The sequence below is a fragment of the Streptococcus marimammalium DSM 18627 genome (assembly GCF_000380045.1).
In the GTDB taxonomy this organism is placed as follows: domain Bacteria; phylum Bacillota; class Bacilli; order Lactobacillales; family Streptococcaceae; genus Streptococcus; species Streptococcus marimammalium.
This window is the reverse complement of sequence record NZ_KB904357.1, coordinates 66,647-88,413: the sequence shown is the minus strand read 5'-3', so window position 1 is coordinate 88,413 and position 21,767 is coordinate 66,647. Positions and strand designations below refer to the sequence as shown.

The following is a 21,767-nucleotide window of genomic DNA, read 5'->3' as shown; positions in this document are numbered from 1 at the left end:
CTCCCTATTTAGAAAGCATCTCTTCTAGTACAGGCAATAAGTCTTCTTCTATTCTTTTTTTATTGGTGTAACTTCTTACAATACAAACATTGGCATTTTTAGGAAAAATATCCTTAAATTCTTTGACGGTTACAAATAAATCCGCTTCTCTTCCAACAGCTGCATTGGAATCACAAGACTCTGCATCTATGTCATAACCATGTTCTTTAGCAATTGCATCAACTTTCATTTTGAGTAACAAGCTACTACCAATACCATTTCCGCAAACTGTGATTATCTTCATCATTTCACCTCTTCATTTAATGTATGTCTTTTAAGTAACCGATAGACATCTTCTCTTGTTTTTGCCTTTATTAATTTTTGAATCATCTCTTCATCATCTAAAATCATTACTAATTCTTGTAAGGCTTTTAGATGGGAGGAGGAGTCAACAGCGGCTAAAACAAAAATCAATTGCACCTCTCTTTCTATATCATAATCATTTTCATCTAAGTTAAAAGAGACTGGTTTTTGTAATTGTAATAAGCTCATCCCCAATCGTTTAACTCCTTTTTCTGGAGCTGCGTGGGGTACAGCCACATGAGGTGCTAAAACAATATATGCACCTAATTTTTTGACAGAATCTATCATCGCAGTAATATAAGTAGGTTCAATGAAACCTTGTTTTAATAGTAAATCTGCTGCTACAGTGATAGCTTCTTGCCAATCATTAACTTTTTCTTTTGTCTGAATCAAGTCGATTGTCAACAAATCTGTCAATGATGTTCCCTCCCAACTAATTTTGTTTTGATAATCTAGTGATAAAAAATAGGTTGCTAAGTCTTCTCTTAATGCTTTTTCATCTTCAATAAGACAGGATTTTTTGATAATTTTAAGTAAGTTGTCACTTTGAGAATAAAAAGAAGAGTGTAAGGAAAATTCGTTGTAAACTGTTTTTTTCAATATTGTTTTTTCAACAGGATTCATAAAAGGCTGAACAACAAACAGAGGTTTATCTGTTTCAAAGAAAACTGTTGAAAAAATGACATCATATTCTTGTAATTGTAATTCGTTAAGATGAGCTAATTGATGAATATCTTTAAAAACAAATTCTCGAAACATCATCTGTAATTCTGAGCATAAAATCAAAGAAGAACTAATACCATTTGGGCAAATAGCTAAGGCTACAATCCTTGGTTGTTCATTGTTTGATGGTTGAATATTCAAGTAACCACCAAAATGCATGGTGAAATAAGCGACTTCATCATCACTAATCGTTTTTCCCAAAGCTTTACTAAGTGGAAAGAGACTCTTTTTGATTAAATAAAACAAACTCTCATACTCTGATAAAATGTGTTCTTTTAAAGGATTAACAATATGGTTATCAAACAACAATCGATAGTAGGCTGGAGCTAGATGAGAGTATAAATTATTTTTAAATTGCTCATCATTAGTAAATACAATGCCAGTTTTCGCTGACACTATATCAATGATAGCTTCCATAATAGCCAGTATTTCTGGCTGAGGTGATATAGTCAAATCTCCCTGAATACAACCCATGAGACGTGTCGCAATATAATAACAATCCTTTTTTAATTGAGAAAATGTTTCAACAAATTGTTTAGCCAACTCAAAAACAACAGTCTCTTTAATCAATTGTTTTTCTTTTTCAGAATACAGCACTGTCTTTTCTAAACAAGACCATTTAAGAGATAAAATAATATAAGAGGTAACCTCAACACGCTCACTAATAAAAAATAGTTTACTTTTACTACTGTAATTTATGAAAAATTGAGTGATTTGATCAAACTCAAACGGTTTTTGGCAATGATAGAATAAATAACGGATAATCCATTTACCACTATTAAATTGTAGTAGTTTATTGATTGCCCATTCCAAAACTAAGTGCAGTGCTTTAGGTGTTCCTGCTAGGAAATATCCTTTTTTTCGATTATAAGTGATTGTCACTTGTTTTGAAGCAAGCCTATTTTTCAAGTCTTTTAAATCATTTAAAACTGAATTTTTACTAATTCTTAACATTTCTTGAAGATGAAAATTGGAAATATAGTCTTCCTTTAATAATAAATAAAGGACAATCATATAAGGTCTTTCTTCTTGGAAAAGATAATTTTTGAGATGAGGTGATAACTTTACAAATAAATCTGTCACAGATATCTGTGGGCAATTAATGTTATCGTTATCAAATGTGATAACAGGAGTTTCTAATACCTCTAAAATAGTATTGATTTTTGTTATATCAGATAAGATGGTTTTCCTAGAAACACCCAAAATTCCTTCTAAATCTGATAATGGATAACCATGATACTTTGCAAAAAGAGGTAGTTTTTTAACAATTTCGTTAGTTAACATAATGTATCTCCTAACTTAATTATAATATAAAAGCGCTTTCAATATTTAAGAAATTGAGCCCAATTTACTAACTCAAAGAAGAAATCTCATTGTGCTATAGTTTATTATTATATTGATATGATAAAAATGGAAGAGACACCAGTCCCTTCCATTTTTATTCTTTAGTTAATTGTTTAATAATAGCTGCATGTTCTGGGTATTGTAAAATCAGTTCTTTACGACTAAATAATTCAAAATCTTCATATTCAAATCCTGGTGAAACCATGCAAGAAACTAGAGAAAATCCTTCTTCAACTGTTGATCCAAAAATAGTACCCTTAGAAACACGATACTGCAAAATTTGTCCTTTAGCTATGTCATGTCCTAACGTAGCTGTTTTGTAGTCCCCATCTGGCGTAATCATATGAACTGTTAATGGCTGACCATCATGGTAGTACCAGATTTCATCTGCGGTTAAACGATGAAAATGTGACGGATTTTCTTTTTCCAAGAGAAAATAGATGCTTGTAAAAAGAGTGCGTTCCTTCCCATCAATTTGAATCTTATCTTTTGATCTTTCCACTTCACAAAAATAACCACCCTCGGGATGGGCTTCCATATCTAACAGCTTTACCCATTTTTGCGCTGATTTTGTCATAATATTCTCCTACTATTGTCTTTTCTTTATTTTAACATATCAAAAAATTATTGGTCAATCAATAACAAGTAGTTAGTCATTGTCAATTTTATAGTCTTCTATAAAATGAATGGAAGGCATAAATAAACCATCTTTACACCTACTAATAGTAATGACTAAAAAAGAGAGGTCTCCCTCTCTTTTAGATATTAGTATATTATTCGGTGTCAAAAACAACAGATTTCAAACGTGACATCGCTTCAATAGAATAACGGACACCTTGTGTTCCAGAGCCTGAATTTTTCACACCCATAAATGGGAAATTATCTGTACCTCGTTGAGTTTTATTATTGATGTGAACAGTTCCTACTTCTAATTGTTCAGCAATAGCAAAGGCTTTAGGATAGTTCTTAGTGAAGATTGATGCTTGCAAACCATACTCAGAAGCGTTAGATAACTTAATAGCTTCTTCTACAGATTTTACACGGATAAATGGCATTACTGGTCCAAAAGGTTCTTCCCAAGCAAGTCTCATATCAGTTGTGACATTATCAAAAACAATAGGTGAAATAAGGTTGTTTTCACGTTTAATTTCATTAAGTGCTTTAGCACCTTTTTTAGTTGCATCATTGATAAGATCTTCAACAAAGTCTGCAGCTTTAGTGTCAATAAGTGACGTAATGTCAGCATCTTCTTCAGGTTGACCAACTTTCAAAGCATTAACTTTGTCCCGAACGATAGCAGCCAATTTATCAGCAATACTATCCATTACGAAAACACGCTTAACTGCTGTACAACGTTGACCTGAATAACTATAACCACCAGCAACAATTTGTTTGGCAGCAAGTTCTAAATCAGCATCCTCTAAAACGATAGCCGAGTCTTTCCCACCCATTTCTAAAAGAACTGGTCTTAATCCAGCTAATTTAGCAATGTTTTTACCAACTGGTGTTGAGCCTGTAAAGCTAATAAAGTCAACAGCTTCATGTTCAACGATGTAATCACCAATTTCAGAGCCTCGACCTGTTATCGTGTTAAAGACACCAGCAGGTAATCCAGCTTCAACAAAAGCTTTTGCTAAAAGTAAACCAGATATTGAACCTTGTGTTGGTGGTTTAAAGGCAACAACGTTTCCTGAAATCAAAGCAGGAGCAATTTTTGATGCTGCCAGGTTAATTGGATAGTTAAAAGGTGAAATAGCCAAAACCAACCCTTGAGGTTCACGTCTAACGATAGCGATTTTTTTCTTGCTAGCGGCTTCAAAACTACCACCTTCTAAAACTTCACCTGTTAAACGAAGGCCCTCTTCAGCAGCAAAATCAATAATTTCTGCCGTGCGAACAACCTCACTAATAGATGATTTAAGTCCTTTAGCAATTTCTTTTGATAAAACATCACCAATTTCTTCTTTATCTCTCATTAAAATATCAGCTACTTTATGAAGATAAGCAGCACGTTCAACATATGAAAGAGAACGCCATTTTGGAAAAGCTTCTTTTGCAGAAGCCATAACATAGTCAACTTCTTTTTTGGTCATGGCAGGAACAGTACCAAGTTCTTTACCAGTTGCCGGTTCATAAATTTTAATTTCGTTTTCTGATGATTTCCACTCACCATTAACATAGTTTTTATATTGAATCATTTTTTCTCCTATTTTGAGTCATCATTCTTTAAAATGTACTCTATTTTATTTCTTATTTTAACATACCTTCTCAAAAAATAAAAAGGTCACTAAAATTTTCACCTATTATTATTGAGTGAAATTTGTTTTTGGAAATAGATTTAGCACCATGACTAGCCATTGTCATTATAATCAAATAAACAAATTTATATATCTAGATACCAAAAATACCAACCTTTAACACCTTTTAACTTTTATCCAAACCAAGACGATTAAAACATATTCTTTTTTATCTTATCTCTTGTTGCAAATAAAGAAGTTAACCACCTTAGTAGAAGAGTTCTTTCTTCCACGACATACAATATACCAAAAAAGATAGTAATTTGCACAAAATAAAAACTAAATATCTTTTAAAAGAAGTATTGAGTATAACATCTAGAAAAAACACTTGAAAAATTTTTATTTGTGCTTCTATTGTATACTCTTTTTCTAAAAAAAGGGTCAATAATGCTTGAACTTGTCAAAAAGAGGCTAGAACAAATATCACTAGCCTCTTTTAATAAATTTATATGCCCTCATAATAATTGAATCAACGATTAGGCTCTTAAAAATATACTTTCCAAACATCTACATAATTAGTAGGAAAAAGAAGAATAAAATAAACAATTTCTTCATTTTCTTTTTAATCATTAAAAATAGACATTCTGAAATTGTCTGTTGATGCATTGTAAGCTTTCATTATTGCTGCTTTTAATTTTTCTCTAGCAAAACTATGTTGTCCTAATTTTAGTTTAGCCAAATCCTCATCAATTGCTTTTGTCATTAATTCTTCTAATATTTCAAAAGAAGTAATGGTGTAAGACTGATTGTCAACCATGATTGTAATCGGCTTAATATTGTCTTTTTTAGCCATGCGTTTTGCAAACATCTTAATTCTAAAATCTTCATAGTTTTCATATTGACCATTAAAAATTTTCTTAAAGATAAAGCTATCTGACAATGGTTGTTGCTGTACTTGTGCTTCTTGTTTTAATTGATTGCTGACATAAGGAATGAAGCCTTCATCCCAACCAAAAGTTGCCAATAATTCAAAAGCAGTTCTTCTAAACATCAAGCCACCACTAGTTCCAGAATCATTTTCATAAGCTGCATAAATAGGATAGTAAAGTGGTATAAAATAATAGTTATTATGATTATCACGAAGATAATCTTGTTTTAACAAAGTACTACTCTGACTAACAAGTTTTTGACGAATCAAATCAGAAACTGAAGTCAAGGTCATTTGTTCCCATTCTTTTGTAGTAATCTCTCTAATCACATCTTTACCATGAGTGACACCATCATTAGTATTTGGATCTTTTACTAATTCTATCTTATTAAAGAAGAATTTTTGATCGGCCTTATCTTTTTTAAGGATAATATCTGCCTCAGTACCATCTAAAAGATAAGTCACATCAAAAACGCCACTAAGATAGTCTTTAAAATCATTTTTCGTTTGGAACCGAGAAATATGATTATTGTGGGCTCCTTGATTCAAATCATACATGAAGTTAAAACCATAGTAATAACTATTTGAACTGGTTACTGATTCAAATAAGCCAAGAGCATAGGCTTCTGCTTCTTGTCCATCACGATAACCATAACCATTTAACAACCCATCTTCATCATAAGCATGAGTCATCTCATGACTATAAGTTGTTCCACCCTCATGTCCTAGGATATCAACACTATCAAAATAAATACGATTTAAAGATTTATTGGCATAGGCAGAATCCTTGTTAGCTGATTGTGGATAATATCTTCCGATTGGTCCAAAGAAATCATCAATTGACGTATCAATATCACCGTGAGGTTCCGCCCAACGACGTTTTTCATTGAACAGAGGCGCTATTTTCCCATTAACTGAGTCTTTAATATAGTAACCAGCAAATAGTTCTGTCAATTTATCCGCATAAACCCTTTGACTTGATGGCGAAACCATCTTCATAAATAAATCAACAAAATCTTGCCATCTTCTTGCTTGATCACCAATCAACTGATGCACACGTTCTAGTTCTTTTTGATAACGCGTTTTATCAGTTTCTTTAATGTTCATATCAATTTCACGACCATAACCACCCAAAATCAATGAGGACAAAGTAGTCACCGCATAAACATTGTCTTCTTTTAAAGTTAATAGAGGAAGGATATAACTTCTATAAGATTCTTTTGTTTGAAGGCGTTCATAAATAGCCACACTTTTCTCAGGTAAAACACGCGAGGCTTCTTCATGAATATAAGCTTTTGTTGCTGATTTAAACCAATCATTTGCTGACATTTCCGGGGCAAAAATCATTCTATTATGATCTAAAAATGCTAAAAGAGAGGGCTTATCAATTACTTTCATAGTGTTAGCATAAAAAGCTTCATTTTTATATAACAAAAGATTATTGTAGCCTTGTGAACCTATATCGATAAGCCAATCAAGTGTCTCTATAGCTTTCCCATAAAAGGATGGTCTATACATCACTAATTCTTTGATATAATAATCTCCAAATTGAATACCATAAAGACGATTCAAGTAAGATAAGCCTAAAAGTAATTTTTCCTTATTATCTTCAATCTTTCTTAGTAAATATTGCTGAGTAGCGAGGTTATCTGTTTTCATAAGAGAACTTGAAAGAAGATTTTCTACCACTCTTGTTAACTGATTCTTAATTTGTGCAAAAGAATCATCCAAATACAAGGCCCTAATATCTTGTTTTTGTGTTACTTTCAATGCTGTTTTCACAGAAAGATCTGCTAAACTAACAGAAGATAAAGTTGTCATTATCTGATCACGTAGCTGAGACTTTGTTGACATAAAATAATCTGGTGTATAAAGAAGCTTGTTTAATAATCGAAACTCTATCACTTTGGTATCAGAAAATTCACCTAGACCAGTCAAGGAAAGAATTTCCTTGCTATCATCCTCATAAAGCACAAACAACTGATTAATATTTTCTTGCGCCTTAAGATTGGTCACAAATTGACGATTAGCCATCGGTGTCACTGAAACAATCCGTTTATGGTATAAAGCACTAGTAGTTTCTATTAAATTACCATACTTGATAATCGTATGACGATCATATAACGGCAACAATTTTTTCGTATTATAATAAGCAATTTCTCTATCTGATTGATAATGGCTTAACTCACTATCCTTATAATCAGATAATTGTTGTGCTTGTTTTTTCGTTAGGACACCAAGCGCTTTTAGTCTGTCATTAAATTGTTCTTGAGTGATGCTACCATTTTGACCATCACCCACTCGTTTATTATTTAAACCGGTAATGCCACTGCCCAGCATGTCAATAAACATACTACTAATATTATTATCAATTTGAGTTGAACCAAAATTGAAAGCAAGAAGAGCTGCTTTTTTAGACTGATTACCCGTTTTAATCTCACCAGCAACAACGTTATTAGTCAAATGAGAAGTTGCAAAGTATGAATTTGCCCTGGCTACAAGGCCAGCAACATTGTTATTGGCACGGTCTCTTGCTGTAATCGACAAATTAACATAGGAAGAATCGACGGTAGAACCAGCAAGCGTTGCGACTAAGCCACCTATCTGATGGGTGTTAGAGTTGTTTGGGTCATAAGTTAGTTTTCCATCAACAAAAACACGGTTAATACTAGCATTGTTGGCCCATAAAGCTAAACTGGCTGTGTCTGCTTGCGAAGTGATATTAACTTCTTTTAATGAAATATTTTCAACTCTAGCTCCCTCCAAGCGATTAAATAATGGTTTATTCAAATGATAAATCGTGTAATGTTTACCAGCAACACTTGAAAGATTTCCAGAAAAATTGGAAAGGATGTAAGCAGGCCCTTCTGTAGGTGTAGCATAAAGATCACTTCCCAATTTGAAGTGACCAGAAGGGTTTTGTGTCATATCATTTATCAATTGATTAAAGTCCGTGTAGATACCATTTCCTGTAGTAATTTTATCTACCTTAATCCGAAAACCATCTGTCACACTAATATTATCTGAAGCAAACGATACCAAACGAGGATGATCGATTAGTCCTTCTATATATCCATCAACCTCTGTAAATTTAGCAACAGGTAACAAAGCACTGTCATAATCAGTCGTTAATTTCACGAGATAAGAGCTAGCATCTGCTGGTGCCTCTTCTAATCCTGTGACACGTTTTAAGCGGTGATTATCATCTAATTGAAATAACTCTGCCTTTTTGATAGAACGAAATTCTATTTTCTTAGGAATAAATTCAACTTCTTGTTTGGGCTCTAATATTTCTTCAACATCACCTGTGCCAGTATTATAGACAACAGTTGTTTCTATTTGATAAGTCGTATAAGGTTTTAAACCATCTAGTTGAAGTGTTCGATTTTCCAATTGAGACTCGACTTGTTTAATCACCTGACTGCCTTCTTTAACACTTACTTTTAGTTTTTTAAAGCTTGTATCAGGATCTTCTTTGTCATAAGTGATAACAAGCGATTGTTCATCATCATTAGTCACTATTTGACTCACCGTAACCATTGGCTTTTCTTTTTTGAGATTTTCTAATTGTTTTCTTGCAATTTCTTGCCTTTGTGATGTAACCTCTCCTGTTTTTTCATTAACCTGATAAGTGGTTTGATAAGTCACTTGATAACGCACACCATTGTCAGTAATAATCTCTGTTTCTTCAAATGGTTTGGTACCAATTTTGATAAGAGCATTAATAGGTGCTGTTGTTTGACTTTCTTGGCTTAATTCAATACCTCTATTTCCATCTTCTACCAAATAAGTTATAGTCGTTACAATAGAACCTGTAACACCTTGACTTTGAGGTTGAACTTGACCATATTCCAAACTGTCATCAGCTATATAATGTGTCTCAAAAACCAACGTTTCCTGACTAGTCTCAGTTACTGTTCGTGCTTCTTCTAAAACTACTTTTGGAGCATCTGAGGGCACTTCAAAATTGATAGCTGTGTCTTCAACTATTGGAGCTGTTGAAGGGTGGGCCTCTATTATCTGTGCTTCTTCCAAACTGACTGTTGGAACATCTGAAGGCACTTCAAAACTGATAGCTGTGTCTTCAACTATTGGAGCTGTTGAAGGATGTGACTCTATTATCTGTGCTTCTTCCAAACTGACTGTCGGAGCTTCTAAAGGCACTTCAAAACTGATAGCTGTGTCTTCAACAATTGGTGCTGTTGAAGGGTGGGTCTCTATTATCTGTGCTTCTTCCAAACTGACTGTCGGAGCTTCTGAAGGCACCTCAAAATTGATAGCTCTATCTTCAACTATTGGTGCTGTTGAAGGATGGGTCTCTATTATCTGGGAGGCTTCCAAACTGGTTGTTGGAGCATCTGAAGGCACTTCAAAATTGATAGTTCTATCTTCAACTATTGGTGCTGTTGAAGGATGGGTCTCTATTATCTGTGCTTCTTCTAAAACTACTGTTGGAGCATCTGAGGGCACTTCAAAATTGATAGCTCTATCTTCAACTATTGGAGCACTTGATGGATGTGAAATCTCCGCTTTTTTCTCTTCTTTCAAAGAAATGTTGCTTATCTCTTGATTTATCACTGACTTAGAAACATCATTTTTTACTTCAATAAAGCCAATATAATAATGATTGGGAATATTAAGCACAATATCAGCTGTCTCAAAGACTTGGCCAGCTTGTAATTCTTGATGGTAATGACTAAGCGCACCCACTTCTATGGATGATACTGTCATACCAGTAGGTACGAAAAAGACACTTGTAACCATTAGTAAATACGGCAATCTCCCTTTACCTAATTTTTTATTTCTCTTTACTGTTACCCCTACAACCAGTAGCGATAACCCACCCAAAAAACTATAGGTAAACAAAGACTTGTCATTGGTTTTTGGCAGAGTTGTTCTTTTATCAGGTGAATACACCAAGTAAATGGTCGTTTCTTCAGCAATATTATCCCTTGGAGTCCCTTTTTGGATTAAAGAAAGCTCATCTGAGGATAGTTCGGACTCTAAAACATAACCATATGTTACTTTGGCTTGGTGTTGATCTGCCAAAATTGGTGTCGCCCCTAAAAAAGTGGCCCCAATAATCACTGAACCAATACCGACACTTAATTTTCTAATCGCATAATTTAAAACCTTCTGATAAGAGAGATTTGTCGTCATCATTATGAATTTTTCCAATCTAAAGTTCATTATTTTTTCACTTGTAAAATGAAAAGTCAATATTTTTTATTTTACAAAAAAATAGTTTAAAATAAAAGTCAAATAACCTGATAATATTTAACATTTAGATTTAATACTTACAATAATAATCTACTGTTTGTATAACATAGCAGATAGTTGTTATTTCCTTTTGATGGTGATATGATGAAGAAAGCAATAAGAAAGGAATAAAATTAATGAAACATTATAATTTTCTCATTATCGGCTTTGGCCAAGCAGGTAGGCCTTTAGCTAGTCAAATGGTTGAACAAGGTAAAACCGCAGCCATTGTTGAACAAGATTCAATGATGTATGGAGGAAGCTGTATAAATATTGGTTGTGTGCCGACCAAAATCATGATTTCTGATGCACTTCAACATCATAACTTTGAAGATGTTATGGCAAGAAAAAATAAAGTTACCTCTATTTTTCGTGAGGGTAGTGCTAACAATGTACGCAACTCTGGGATGGATTTATATCTTGCTAAAGCAAGATTCATTTCAAATAAAGTGGTCGAACTCACTTCAGAAAATGATACCATTCAAGTCACTGCTGATATCATTATTATCAACACTGGAGCTAAATCGAGAATTTTACCAATAAAAGGGCTTTTAGAGACTAAAAATGTCGTTGACAGCACAGGACTACAAAAACTTAAAGAACAACCTAAGACCTTAGGTATTATCGGTGGTGGAAATATTGGTCTTGAAATGGCTCACCTCTTTAGTCAAATGGGAACAAAAGTATCTATTTTTGAGCATGGTAATCATATTTTAAGTCAAATGGATGAAGAATTTTCAGAATTAGCACAATCATATCTGGAAGAAGATGGCGTAAACTTTCAGTTTAACGCAAGTGTCGAATCTGTCAAAAACCAAGGAGAACAAGTTCTTTTAACCGTAGATGGTAAAGCCCATCTATTTGATGTGGTCATGTATGCCGCTGGACGTGTCCCAAATACGGATGGTCTTGGACTTGAGAATACTGATATTAAACTAACTGAAAGAGGTGGCATTAAAGTTGATGACTATTGTCAAACAACTGTTGAAAATATCTACGCTCTTGGTGATGTTCGTGGCGAAATGCAATTTACCTATATCTCATATGATGATTATCGTATTGTTTATAGTCACTTGATGGGAGATAATCAATTTAGTCTATCTAAACGTCAAAACATACCAACTGCTACTTTTATCAAACCAACCTTAGCTAGCATTGGATTAACTGAAAAAATGGCAAAGAAACAAAAATTGCCTTATAAAACTAATAGTCTAAAAATTAAAAATACGCTAAGAGCATATATTACCAATGACTATAGAGGATTAATGAAAGTGATTGTCAATAAAGAGACAGACGCTATTTTAGGAGCAACTATCTTTAGTGAAGCCGCGCACGAAATCATCAATCTTCTCAAAATGGCAATGGATCACGATATTCCATATACCTATATTAAAAACCAAATCTTTACTCATCCGACGATGTCAGAAAACTTGAATAACGTCTTTAATTTTTAAGAGAAAGAGGCTAGAACTTTTTGTTCTAGCCTCTTTTTTCAATTTTATCAGTACTGACCATCTTAAATGAAAACAAACATCAAATTTAATCTTTTTTAACTCAAATGAATACTAGAGAAACAAGATACCAAAATCATCTGCTTAAATAACAAATGATTAAGCACTTTTATGGGATAAGACCCTCTTTAGTCAAACATCTAGTTAACTGCTTAAAAAAGTGATCTGGTTCTTTGGAAAAAGAAGAGAGCTCTTCATTTGTCATAATGATTTTTTGACAATCACCATCACTATAAACGATACAAGGTGTTTGTTTATCAACAAATTTCTTAAGATCTTGATCTATTTCATTGAGGTGAAATGTTTCTATAGGCAAGGGAAATGTTTCTACTTGATTGAGCCACTCTTTTTTAGCTGTAAATGAAAGGCCATGAGTAATATCACAGAGAGCACAATGCTTTTTATAAAATACTTTTTCAAAAACATATTTAAATTCGCCAACTAAACCTGCATTGGCATCATAAATTCCTATTATTTTTTTCATTTTGTTTACTCCTTTAATGGTAAGGGCTATGATACCGTTTTTTTCTAAGAATTGCTATTTTAAAATCAAAAAGATTAAAATATTATCATTATACTGAAATATTGCCGTATGAAGTGTAACATGATGACTCTATATTAAAAACAATAATTGTTTCTAACGCTCAACATCTCAAGTTTCTGTTGGCAGACCAAGAGACTTTTCTTCAAAAATAACCGCCGATAAAAAGAATTTTTCCCCTGAAACTGTCTTAAAAACTAAAATTTTCTAAAAAGAGCTGCCCATTGTTAGTAAACTAACCAAAACCACCAAAAATCTTAGTAATCATTGATGGAAAAGTAAGATTTGAGTCAAACCAACCACCATTAATAGCACCCCCAAAACAAAGAAGCAATATCAGTTTTAAAGTGTTTTTGTCTGTTCTTTTTTTATCATCCAGTTTTTCCCATCAACAATCCTAGCAATCATCATAGCTAGACCAGTATCTCCAGTCACATTTAAAGCTGTAGCAGGTGCATCAGTAACTGTTCCTAGTAATACCATGATTGGAATAGCTTCGGCCGGAAAACCAAAGGCAGAAATGATGAAAATTTCAGCCACATAACCGCCACCAGGAATACCACCGACAACTATTGATGCCATCACAGAAATTAAGACTGCCATAAAGAGATGTTGTGGCGTAAAAAAGTCAATGTTAAACAGTGATGATAAGACAACAATTTTTACAATCTGAATCAAACATGCGCCATCCTTATGAAGTGTGGCTCCTAAAGGAATCACAAGGTCAGCTATCTCATCAGAAATCCCAATTTTTTTTGCGTGATCTAAGTTTACAGGTATTGATGCTGCAGAAGAACTTGTTCCAAGAGCTGTTAATAAGACTGGAATACAAGTACTCCACCATTTTTTAACACCCCAAAAACCAGCTGATACATAAGCTGCAAAGGTTTGTGAAAAGATAAAATAAATAACAAGAACCACTAAATATAAGCCAACCGCTTTTGAAAGCGAACCAATCACCTCACTACCGTTAGTACCAATCAAGATAGCAAAGTAGGCTCCTAATCCTAACGGCGCTAGCTTCATAATGATGCCAATCACCTTAACAATAACATCAGTCAATGTCTCCATCAAAGCAACAACTGGTTTGCCTTTTTCACCAACTTGGATGAGCCCAATCGCAAAAATAATGGTAAAAACAATGAGTGCCATCAAGTGATTTCTTGAAAAAAGATTAGGAAAATCATTGACCGTAAACATCCCAAGAATATTGAGATTACTATCACTTGTATCAACTGATTCATTTAAGGCAATACTCACCCCCGAAGAAGGATTAACCAAAAAGGTTGATAATAACATAAATAGACTTGAGATAATTCCTGTTGCAAATGTTAACAAGAAAAAGCTCCCCATAATCTTAACCAATTTGGATAAGTTTTGCATCTTTGCAATTGCTGAAGATAGAGAGAAAAAGACTAAAGGCACCACACTACAGTATAGCAGATTTAAAAAAGTATCTGCAATAGGCTGTAGCTTAGAAGCCTCAGGTCCCCAAACAAAACCAAGCAAACCACCTAAAATCATTGATGCCAAAAGAATCAATGATGACCGATATGAATTAACTACTCTTTTCATTTCAACCTCATTTTCTATCATTATCAAAAAATTTCAGTAAAAAATATTACTATTTTTGAAAATGATGTTTTTTGAGTCTCTATCCTACCTTATTCTGAATTATTTGTAAATCATTTGGTCTTGAAATTGATGAAAAATGAATAAAAAGACGATAGAAAACTATCGTCTAAATTTACTTTTTTTGAAAATAACAGAAATTATTATATCACTTTAACTCTTTGTATAATTCTTTTAAGTCAAAAATTGTTATAATTCCAAAAATATCAGTAGTTTTTTTAATATCACAGTTTTTCTTTTCACATATTAAAACAACATCCACTTCTTCTTTTGAAAATATATCTATTAAATTAAAAATATTATCTTCTTTATAAATTTTACAAACATTAGATTGTGTTTCTTCAAATTTAAATATCTCAGATAAAAGTACATCTTCTAAATTTTCTAAAATTGTAGAATCTGCATCTAATGAATTTGCTAACCAATTTGTAATTCCATTATCAGATATCATTCCTAAAAAATTTTCTGAATCAAACAACGGAAATTGAGAATATTTAAATCTATTTACAAATTCTAAAACAGATTTTAAATTATCATTTACTTGAAAACTTTTTACACCATAATTTTTTTGCTCAATCAGAAATTTACGAATTGATTTTGGATTTTTGTAGTAATTAATTATTTTTTTTAAAATTAGAATTAGATGCTCCGAAGGGTGAGCGACTTCCTCGATTTTGATATTTGTTCCATGAATTATAATATTTCTCAAATCTTTAATAATTGATATAGTTTCCCAGTTATTCTTAATTGGATTATTTTTTCTATCCTGTTTTGCACGATTTAAAGCATAGGACATTTGAATAGTTTTATCCAAATCATAATGATTTTTTAATAATTGTTCAAGTTCATTGTATAATCTATTAAATTCACCGGTTTCCATCAAAATACTCCTCTATTCATATATTAATTTGAAAAATCTACAAATACTTATTCAATGCTAGTTAAATCATTTTTATCAATAATTATTCCATCACCAATATCTATTCCAACATTAGTAAACGTTTTTTTAGCAACATTTGCAATGGTTTGTGTTGTTACCATATCAAATGCGCCTCCTATTACCCCACCAACAACTGGAACCATTTTCCCTATGTTGATTACTCCCTTTGTACCAAACTTGGTAAACAACCTAAAACCGATTATTTGGTTGATTTTTGTTAGCATCTTCCCTGGAATTTTTTTGACAAAGCTAGTCAACATCTTATTCCCAATAACTATTCCTGTTTTCTTAGAGAGATCAACAAGTGAGCTTCCAACCAATGTGGTATAAACAATTGTTTGTACTTGGTCACTTTTCAAATTATAGCCTCTTATTTTTGCAATAGCGGCTATCATCCTCAATTGGAAATAAATAACTGTCGTAATGTTAGCAGGTAAAGTAATCGGCATGGTCGGTAGTCCACCAAATCCTGTTACGAAACCTGAAACAGTAGCTTTTTTAACTTGGAAATCAACTAATTTTTTGATGGCAGTTTCCTTATCGTATTTTGATAAATAATCATCAACTAAATCATCAATATTTTTCTGCCCTGGTAAACCATTCAAAGTGGCATCATAAGACCAATTCAAAATTTGCAACATTTTTTCCTGAGTTAATTCATTAACTTGTATATCATTATTAACTGATTTGTTTCTCATACCAGAAGTTTTATTCATAGTAATCTCCATAATAAATATTTTTTATTTATTATATCATGAATATTTTTGAAAAGTTATCATATAATGAAAAATTAACTAAACTCATTTCTTTTCGTCTAAATAATCTGCAATGGCTGCAACGTCTTTGTCGCCTCGTCCGGAAAGAGTGACGATAAGGATTTGGTCTTTGGTCATTTTTGGTGCTCGTTTGATGGCTTCTGCGAGCGCGTGTGAGCTCTCAATCGCAGGGATGATGCCTTCGGTTTTCGACAACAAGAGGAGCGCTTGTACGGCTTCTTCATCGGTGATTGGCACATAATTCACTCGTCCGGAGAAATTAAGGTAAGCATGTTCTGGGCCAACACCTGGGTAGTCTAGTCCCGCAGAAATCGAGTAAACGGGAGCAATCTTGCCATCTTCTTGGAAGAGCACATAAGTCTTCATCCCATCGACAACACCAACGGTTCCCTTAGTCATGGTTGCCGCATGTTTATCTGTCTCAACGCCTTGTCCCGCGGCTTCGACACCAATTAAAGCAACCTCCTCATCAGCGATATACTCCGAGAAAGCACCGATAGCGTTTGAGCCTCCGCCGATACAAGCAATCACCACATCTGGCAAGTGTCCTTCCTTTTCTAATATCTGTTTTCTTGACTCAAGACTGATGATTTTTTGAAATTCATGAACCATGGTTGGATAAGGATGTGGGCCCACAGCAGATCCCAAGACATAAAAGGCTCCCAAGTCTGCCATCCACGCGCCAAAGGCCGCATCAACCGCCTCTTTCAAGGTTTGAGTGCCTTCAGTGACCGCATGCACCGTCGCTCCCATCATCTCCATCCGAAAAACGTTGAGGCGTTGACGCTTGATATCCTCAGCCCCCATATAAACATCGCAAGCCATGCCAAATTTGGCTGCAGCAGCTGCCGTTGCCACGCCATGTTGCCCTGCCCCAGTTTCAGCAATGACACGGGTTTTCCCCATGCGTTTCGCCAAAAGAATCTGCCCCAAGACATTATTTAGCTTATGCGATCCCAAATGATTCAAATCCTCACGTTTGAGGTAAATCTTAGCCCCACCAAGCGCTGTGCTCAATGACTGGGCATAATAAAGCGGCGTCTCCCGCCCTGAATAATCTTTTAAATAGTAGGCTAGTTCCTTTTGAAAATCCTCATCATCCTTGTAGGTTTCAAAAGCAGTTTCCAACTCATCCAGCAATACTTGAATGGGTTCTGGGACAAAACTCCCACCAAACTCACCAAAAAAGCCTTTATTTTGTTTCTTATCCATCTGTCTTCCTCCTAAAATGTTTTAACACAAAAACCCCCGCACAGAAAAAATTCTGTGCGAGGGCGTTAGTTCAAATAGCGCGGTGCCACCTCAGTTAATGATAGCCAAAAAGCCATCATATCTCAATCCTCTCCAACAAGAGGACGCACGATAAGGGGTGCCCACCGAATTGATATGTCTTACAATTCCTTTTACCATCAGTCCAATGTTCACAAACACCAGCTACCCGTTCACAGTCACCACGAGCTCCCTGAAAACTACCATTTGCTACTTTTCTGATTATGACTACTATACAGGAAAATGAGGGAGAAGTCAAATGGGGGGGTATAATATAAAGTTATGCCACTTTTATTTTTACCTTGAATTCTACTACAACTATTTTTATAGTTTCAATTTGTTTAAATCGTTTCTTTAGTATGTATTTAATTTTTTAATAATGCTATTGAGTTTTTCAATTCCAATAATACCTCTTCTTTTTCATTCTCAAAATCAGGTTTATCAAATAAAATAATTCTTTTAGTTAGATAACTTACATAACTCTCTTTAGATTTTAAATAATTCTCATATTTGTTTTTTGAAATCACTCCATCTTTTAATAGTTCAGATATTATTTTTTCATTTTGAAATGGTTGGTTTATTAAATCAAACATAAACTTGTCCTCATTTATCGTTTTATTAAAATCGCATTTCGGTACAATATAGTCTTTGATTATTTCATCAGTATATAATTCTAGGTTTTCAATACACGTTTCATAAATACTCTTGAAAATTATTTTTGATATTTCAACTTTATTTTGTTCTTTTTTAAGTTGTTTACTGTCAATAAAATTGAATGTAATTATATATAAAATAATTATCACTAAGATATTAATTATCTCTAAATTTAAATTTTTTATGTTAATATTTAATCTTGTTAATATATTGAAATAATCCAAAGGTAAGTACGTTATTAAAATCAGTATTAAATATACTAATAGTTTACTATTTTTCATTTTGTCCCCAATTGCTTACAAATTTAATTTTATCTTTTCATAAAACACATAATAGAATTTTCTTATTTTCTAAAGAACACATATTTCTTTTGTTAAATTTTAACATTGACTAAACCAAGATATTTGGTATTCTCATGTTTTAGTTTTTTTATTACTAGATACTACATCTTTTGTTGCTTCAATTCGTTTATCTGCATACTGAACTACATCTTTTATTATTAATTTTGAAATTGCTTTTGTAAATATTTCAAGATATTTTATATCAATCTTTTCATTTTTTATTGGTAAACTAAGTTTTTGATTCTTAATAATTTCTACACTATAACTCGAGTTTCCCCATGAAAATTTTGAAAATGAACGAGCAATGGAAGTGACAAAAAATTGAGCATTTTTTTTATTAAACCCTTTAATTTTTGATTTAAGTATTTTTATTTTATCACCTGTAAAATATGGTTGTTCTTGATAGAAAGCTGTGGCTGTATCTTGACCAAAAGAAATAGTATTTCCATCATTTAAATAAGTAATATCTTCTTTAATAAATCCTCTGATTCCATTATTTGTACTGGTTCTGACGACATAAGGATTGCCTCCATTATCTACCAATTCAACTTTATTTGCATCAAAACGCTTTTTATAAGTACTCACTTCAAATATATCATCCAATGGTATCTCTCTCCACTCCATAGAGTCATAGTCACGAAGAGCTTTTAGCTCTTCATCGGACAATTTATAATTGTCCAATCCGCTTACCTTTAGGTAAGCGGATAGCTCCGCTATCCGCTCTGCCTCCAGCTCCGCTATAAAAGAGTCCATAAAATCAAAATCAATAAATTTTTCTTTTTTAGGTAGTAGAATTTTTAAATCTTTAATTTTTGCCCAAGAACACATATTTTCATAACCAAATAAATGTTTTAAAAAATGTAATGAGCTAACCAAAAAATTCCCTTGTCTGTCAGTAATATCAAATTTTGGAACTAGGTTAAATACTCTAGCATGGGTAACCATTTTATATTTAAATTTTCGATAAAAAACATATCCAAACATATCAACTGTTATAGTGTTTTCACTAAATAATTTAGCGTTTATGTCAGATTTTCCTAAAATTCCATTATTAAAAACACCTGATGTGATTACATAGTCACCTTTGTTATTAATATGTGTTTTTTTAATATCTATATTTCCATTATTACTATCAAATAAATCATTCAGTTTAAACTCGCCCCACTCAACTTCAGCTAATTTTTGAGTGAGTGAGGCATCTATTTTCCCAGGTTATCATCTCCTAAACTACTATTTTTTAATAGGTTAGAAACTTCCCAAGCTAAATAATCACCGATCGTTTTTTTGAAGTCGTCAAGGCTTGGTTTAAGGTCAATCGGTGCACTCTGATTCCAGTCATCTCCTTTGTTAATATTGATATGACCTTCATAATATTCAGATTCAGATAAGTAATATAATTTGCTTTTACCATATTTAACCAAATCAACTACTTCCTGATATTTTTCTTTAGCATAACCAGTGTCCCTTAGATTATTACTTGATTTTTTGCGATTACTTCTAGTATAACCATCGTTAGTAAAATCAATAAATTTTACAATGTAATCATTTTCATGAGCTTCGCCCACTCTAAAAACGTAAATATAAGTTTGAACACTGGACTTACCAATAAATAAGTCTATCGGCATTTTTATACTCGCAAGAAGTCTATTTGATTTTAAAATTTCTTTGTTAATCTCTTTTGCTTTGCCGCTACCCGCTGAACCTTGAATGATGATAGAAGCATAACCTTTATCCATCATAGAAAGTGCTCGCTGAACAAAAATCATCCCATTACCTTCTGCTGAATAGGGTGGATTTAGGACAAATGCTGTAGCTGGGAATTTTTCATCTTTTTTACCGTAACCATATTTTCCGTTAAATTGTGTCAATGAATCTTCATTGATGATATTTGATGACCCATCTCCCATCATAATCATATTTAATACAGCTAACATATAAACTGATGGAAGAATCTCCAACCCTAACAATTGATTGGCTTTTATTTCGGCTTCTTTTTTGTATAGTTCATCAGGTGAAGTAATTTTTTCTTTAGCATCATTAAGCATTTCGTTCATAGCTGAAACCAATAGACCAGCCGAACCAGTCGCAAAGTCCCATACATAGGAGTCTTTATCTACCCGAGCAAGCTTAACTAATAAATTTGCGACATATGATGGTGTTAAAACAACGTCATTTAATTTATCTTGTGTGAAACCTAACCAGGAGTACATTTCATTGAAGAGTTTGCCAGTAAAGTCTGTAGTAAGTCCGATCTTATAATAAATGCCAAGATCATCTACAATTTTACTGAAAACACGTTTAAGCTGACTTTCTCCATTAACTGGTTTATTGATATTTTCAGTAGCTAGTGTATTTTTTAAAGTACGAATAATCAATTCTTTTTTTGCTTTAGGAATTTTCTTCTCTTTCAAAAAAGAATTCACTTTTCGAATAATAATATCACCATCTCGGTTATCTTCTTCTGTAGAAGAAACCAAATCTTCTTTATCCAATGGTTTTACTTTACCAGCTACTCCAAGAGTAGCGATAATAGAAGCAGCTACAAGGTAAACACGGTCATTTTCTCCTAGTCCTTTCTCATTTTGATAAATATCATTATTGAGCTTTGTTAGACTAGCATCAATCTCTTTTTCTCGTTGCTCTTTTAATTTTTCTGCTTCATCAACCGTTAATTCTAAAGCTTTAACCTTCTCAACAAAAACATCAAAATTATTAGATTTCAAAAAAGATAAATCAGTATATTCATCAACTTTTTGACCCATACCAAAGTTATCTTTTGAAACAAAATAGACCCCAATTTGTGTCTTAAGTTCACCAAATTCATCTTTATAACCTGTTACACCAATTGAAATGATATTGGTATAACTAGTATAGTGTAAAAGAGCATTGGCATAATGAACTGCACCATTGACAGCAAAAGAGTTAATATTAGTATAATTGAATTCATTCTTCGCCTTACGGTTATCCACTTGACCATTTTTATCAATTTTTTCTAATTTATCTTTATAACCTTTATATTCAATGAGAATTGGCCAATAATCTGTATGCTTATCCTGAAGCAAGAGCTTTGCATCAGGACGATTACCGCCTTTCCCTCCATTTTTAGAAAAATACTCCGATAATGCCTTATCTATTTCTGAATTCAGAGTTTCCTGCTCTAACTTATAATCTAAGCCATAAGATTTTAACCAACCATTTACTAAATCAGCTACCATAGGTTCAACCGATTGAACTTTAGCCATTTTTACAACTCCTTATTCTATATTAGTA

At 33.0% G+C, this 21,767-nt stretch carries 14 protein-coding genes; 1 reads left to right on the top strand and 13 read right to left on the bottom strand.

Going from position 1 to position 21,767, the window contains the following annotated elements; all coding sequences use genetic code 11:
- Positions 1 to 4: 4 nt before the first annotated feature.
- The 5 genes from A3I1_RS0104985 to A3I1_RS0104965 form a co-directional block, all read right to left on the bottom strand.
- A complete protein-coding gene (locus tag A3I1_RS0104985) occupies positions 5 to 286 on the bottom strand; it encodes a PTS sugar transporter subunit IIB (protein ID WP_018370184.1) in 282 nt (93 codons plus the stop codon).
- Positions 283 to 2,349, bottom strand: coding sequence for a BglG family transcription antiterminator (locus A3I1_RS0104980; RefSeq protein WP_018370183.1), 2,067 nt, complete (start codon positions 2,347 to 2,349; stop codon positions 283 to 285). The genes A3I1_RS0104985 and A3I1_RS0104980 overlap by 4 nt, the downstream gene beginning before the upstream one ends.
- A gap of 154 nt (positions 2,350 to 2,503) precedes the next feature.
- Positions 2,504 to 2,986 (bottom strand): cupin domain-containing protein, encoded by a 483-nt coding sequence (locus A3I1_RS0104975; protein ID WP_018370182.1) that lies wholly within the window; start codon positions 2,984 to 2,986, stop codon positions 2,504 to 2,506.
- Between the two features lie 196 nt (positions 2,987 to 3,182).
- Positions 3,183 to 4,607 carry an NADP-dependent glyceraldehyde-3-phosphate dehydrogenase gene (locus A3I1_RS0104970; protein ID WP_018370181.1) on the bottom strand — a complete coding sequence of 475 codons (1,425 nt, stop codon included), beginning with the start codon at positions 4,605 to 4,607 and terminating at the stop codon, positions 3,183 to 3,185.
- 661 nt (positions 4,608 to 5,268) lie between these two features.
- Entirely contained in the window at positions 5,269 to 10,737 is a 5,469-nt protein-coding gene (locus tag A3I1_RS0104965) for a ZmpA/ZmpB/ZmpC family metallo-endopeptidase (RefSeq protein ID WP_018370180.1), read from the bottom strand.
- Positions 10,738 to 10,970: 233 nt separating this feature from the next.
- On the opposite strand from A3I1_RS0104965, the gene A3I1_RS0104960 reads away from it, so the two are divergent.
- Positions 10,971 to 12,287, top strand: coding sequence for an FAD-containing oxidoreductase (locus A3I1_RS0104960; RefSeq protein WP_018370179.1), 1,317 nt, complete (start codon positions 10,971 to 10,973; stop codon positions 12,285 to 12,287).
- Positions 12,288 to 12,453: 166 nt separating this feature from the next.
- Here the strand turns inward: A3I1_RS0104960 and A3I1_RS0104955 are convergent, their stop codons facing one another.
- The 8 genes from A3I1_RS0104955 to A3I1_RS0104915 form a co-directional block, all read right to left on the bottom strand.
- Positions 12,454 to 12,828, bottom strand: a complete 375-nt coding sequence (locus tag A3I1_RS0104955) for a hypothetical protein (protein ID WP_018370178.1) — start codon at positions 12,826 to 12,828, stop codon at positions 12,454 to 12,456.
- Positions 12,829 to 13,227: 399 nt separating this feature from the next.
- Positions 13,228 to 14,460: a dicarboxylate/amino acid:cation symporter gene (locus A3I1_RS0104945; protein WP_018370177.1), complete on the bottom strand. Its 1,233-nt coding sequence runs from the start codon at positions 14,458 to 14,460 to the stop codon at positions 13,228 to 13,230.
- A 205-nt stretch (positions 14,461 to 14,665) separates the two neighbouring features.
- Positions 14,666 to 15,397, bottom strand: a complete 732-nt coding sequence (locus tag A3I1_RS0104940; protein ID WP_018370176.1) for a CBS domain-containing protein — start codon at positions 15,395 to 15,397, stop codon at positions 14,666 to 14,668.
- Between the two features lie 47 nt (positions 15,398 to 15,444).
- Entirely contained in the window at positions 15,445 to 16,173 is a 729-nt protein-coding gene (locus A3I1_RS0104935) for an EcsC family protein (RefSeq protein WP_018370175.1), read from the bottom strand.
- A gap of 84 nt (positions 16,174 to 16,257) precedes the next feature.
- Positions 16,258 to 17,445 (bottom strand): tryptophan synthase subunit beta, encoded by a 1,188-nt coding sequence (gene trpB, locus A3I1_RS0104930; RefSeq protein ID WP_018370174.1) that lies wholly within the window; start codon positions 17,443 to 17,445, stop codon positions 16,258 to 16,260.
- Positions 17,446 to 17,867: 422 nt separating this feature from the next.
- The gene (locus A3I1_RS0104925; protein WP_018370173.1) at positions 17,868 to 18,437 is read right to left on the bottom strand and encodes a hypothetical protein; all 570 of its coding nucleotides are present in this window, start codon (positions 18,435 to 18,437) and stop codon (positions 17,868 to 17,870) included.
- Between the two features lie 132 nt (positions 18,438 to 18,569).
- Positions 18,570 to 19,607 carry a restriction endonuclease subunit S gene (locus tag A3I1_RS0104920; protein ID WP_233275096.1) on the bottom strand — a complete coding sequence of 346 codons (1,038 nt, stop codon included), beginning with the start codon at positions 19,605 to 19,607 and terminating at the stop codon, positions 18,570 to 18,572.
- Between the two features lie 89 nt (positions 19,608 to 19,696).
- Positions 19,697 to 21,739 carry an N-6 DNA methylase gene (locus A3I1_RS0104915; RefSeq protein ID WP_018370171.1) on the bottom strand — a complete coding sequence of 681 codons (2,043 nt, stop codon included), beginning with the start codon at positions 21,737 to 21,739 and terminating at the stop codon, positions 19,697 to 19,699.
- Between the last annotated feature and the right edge of the window lie 28 nt (positions 21,740 to 21,767).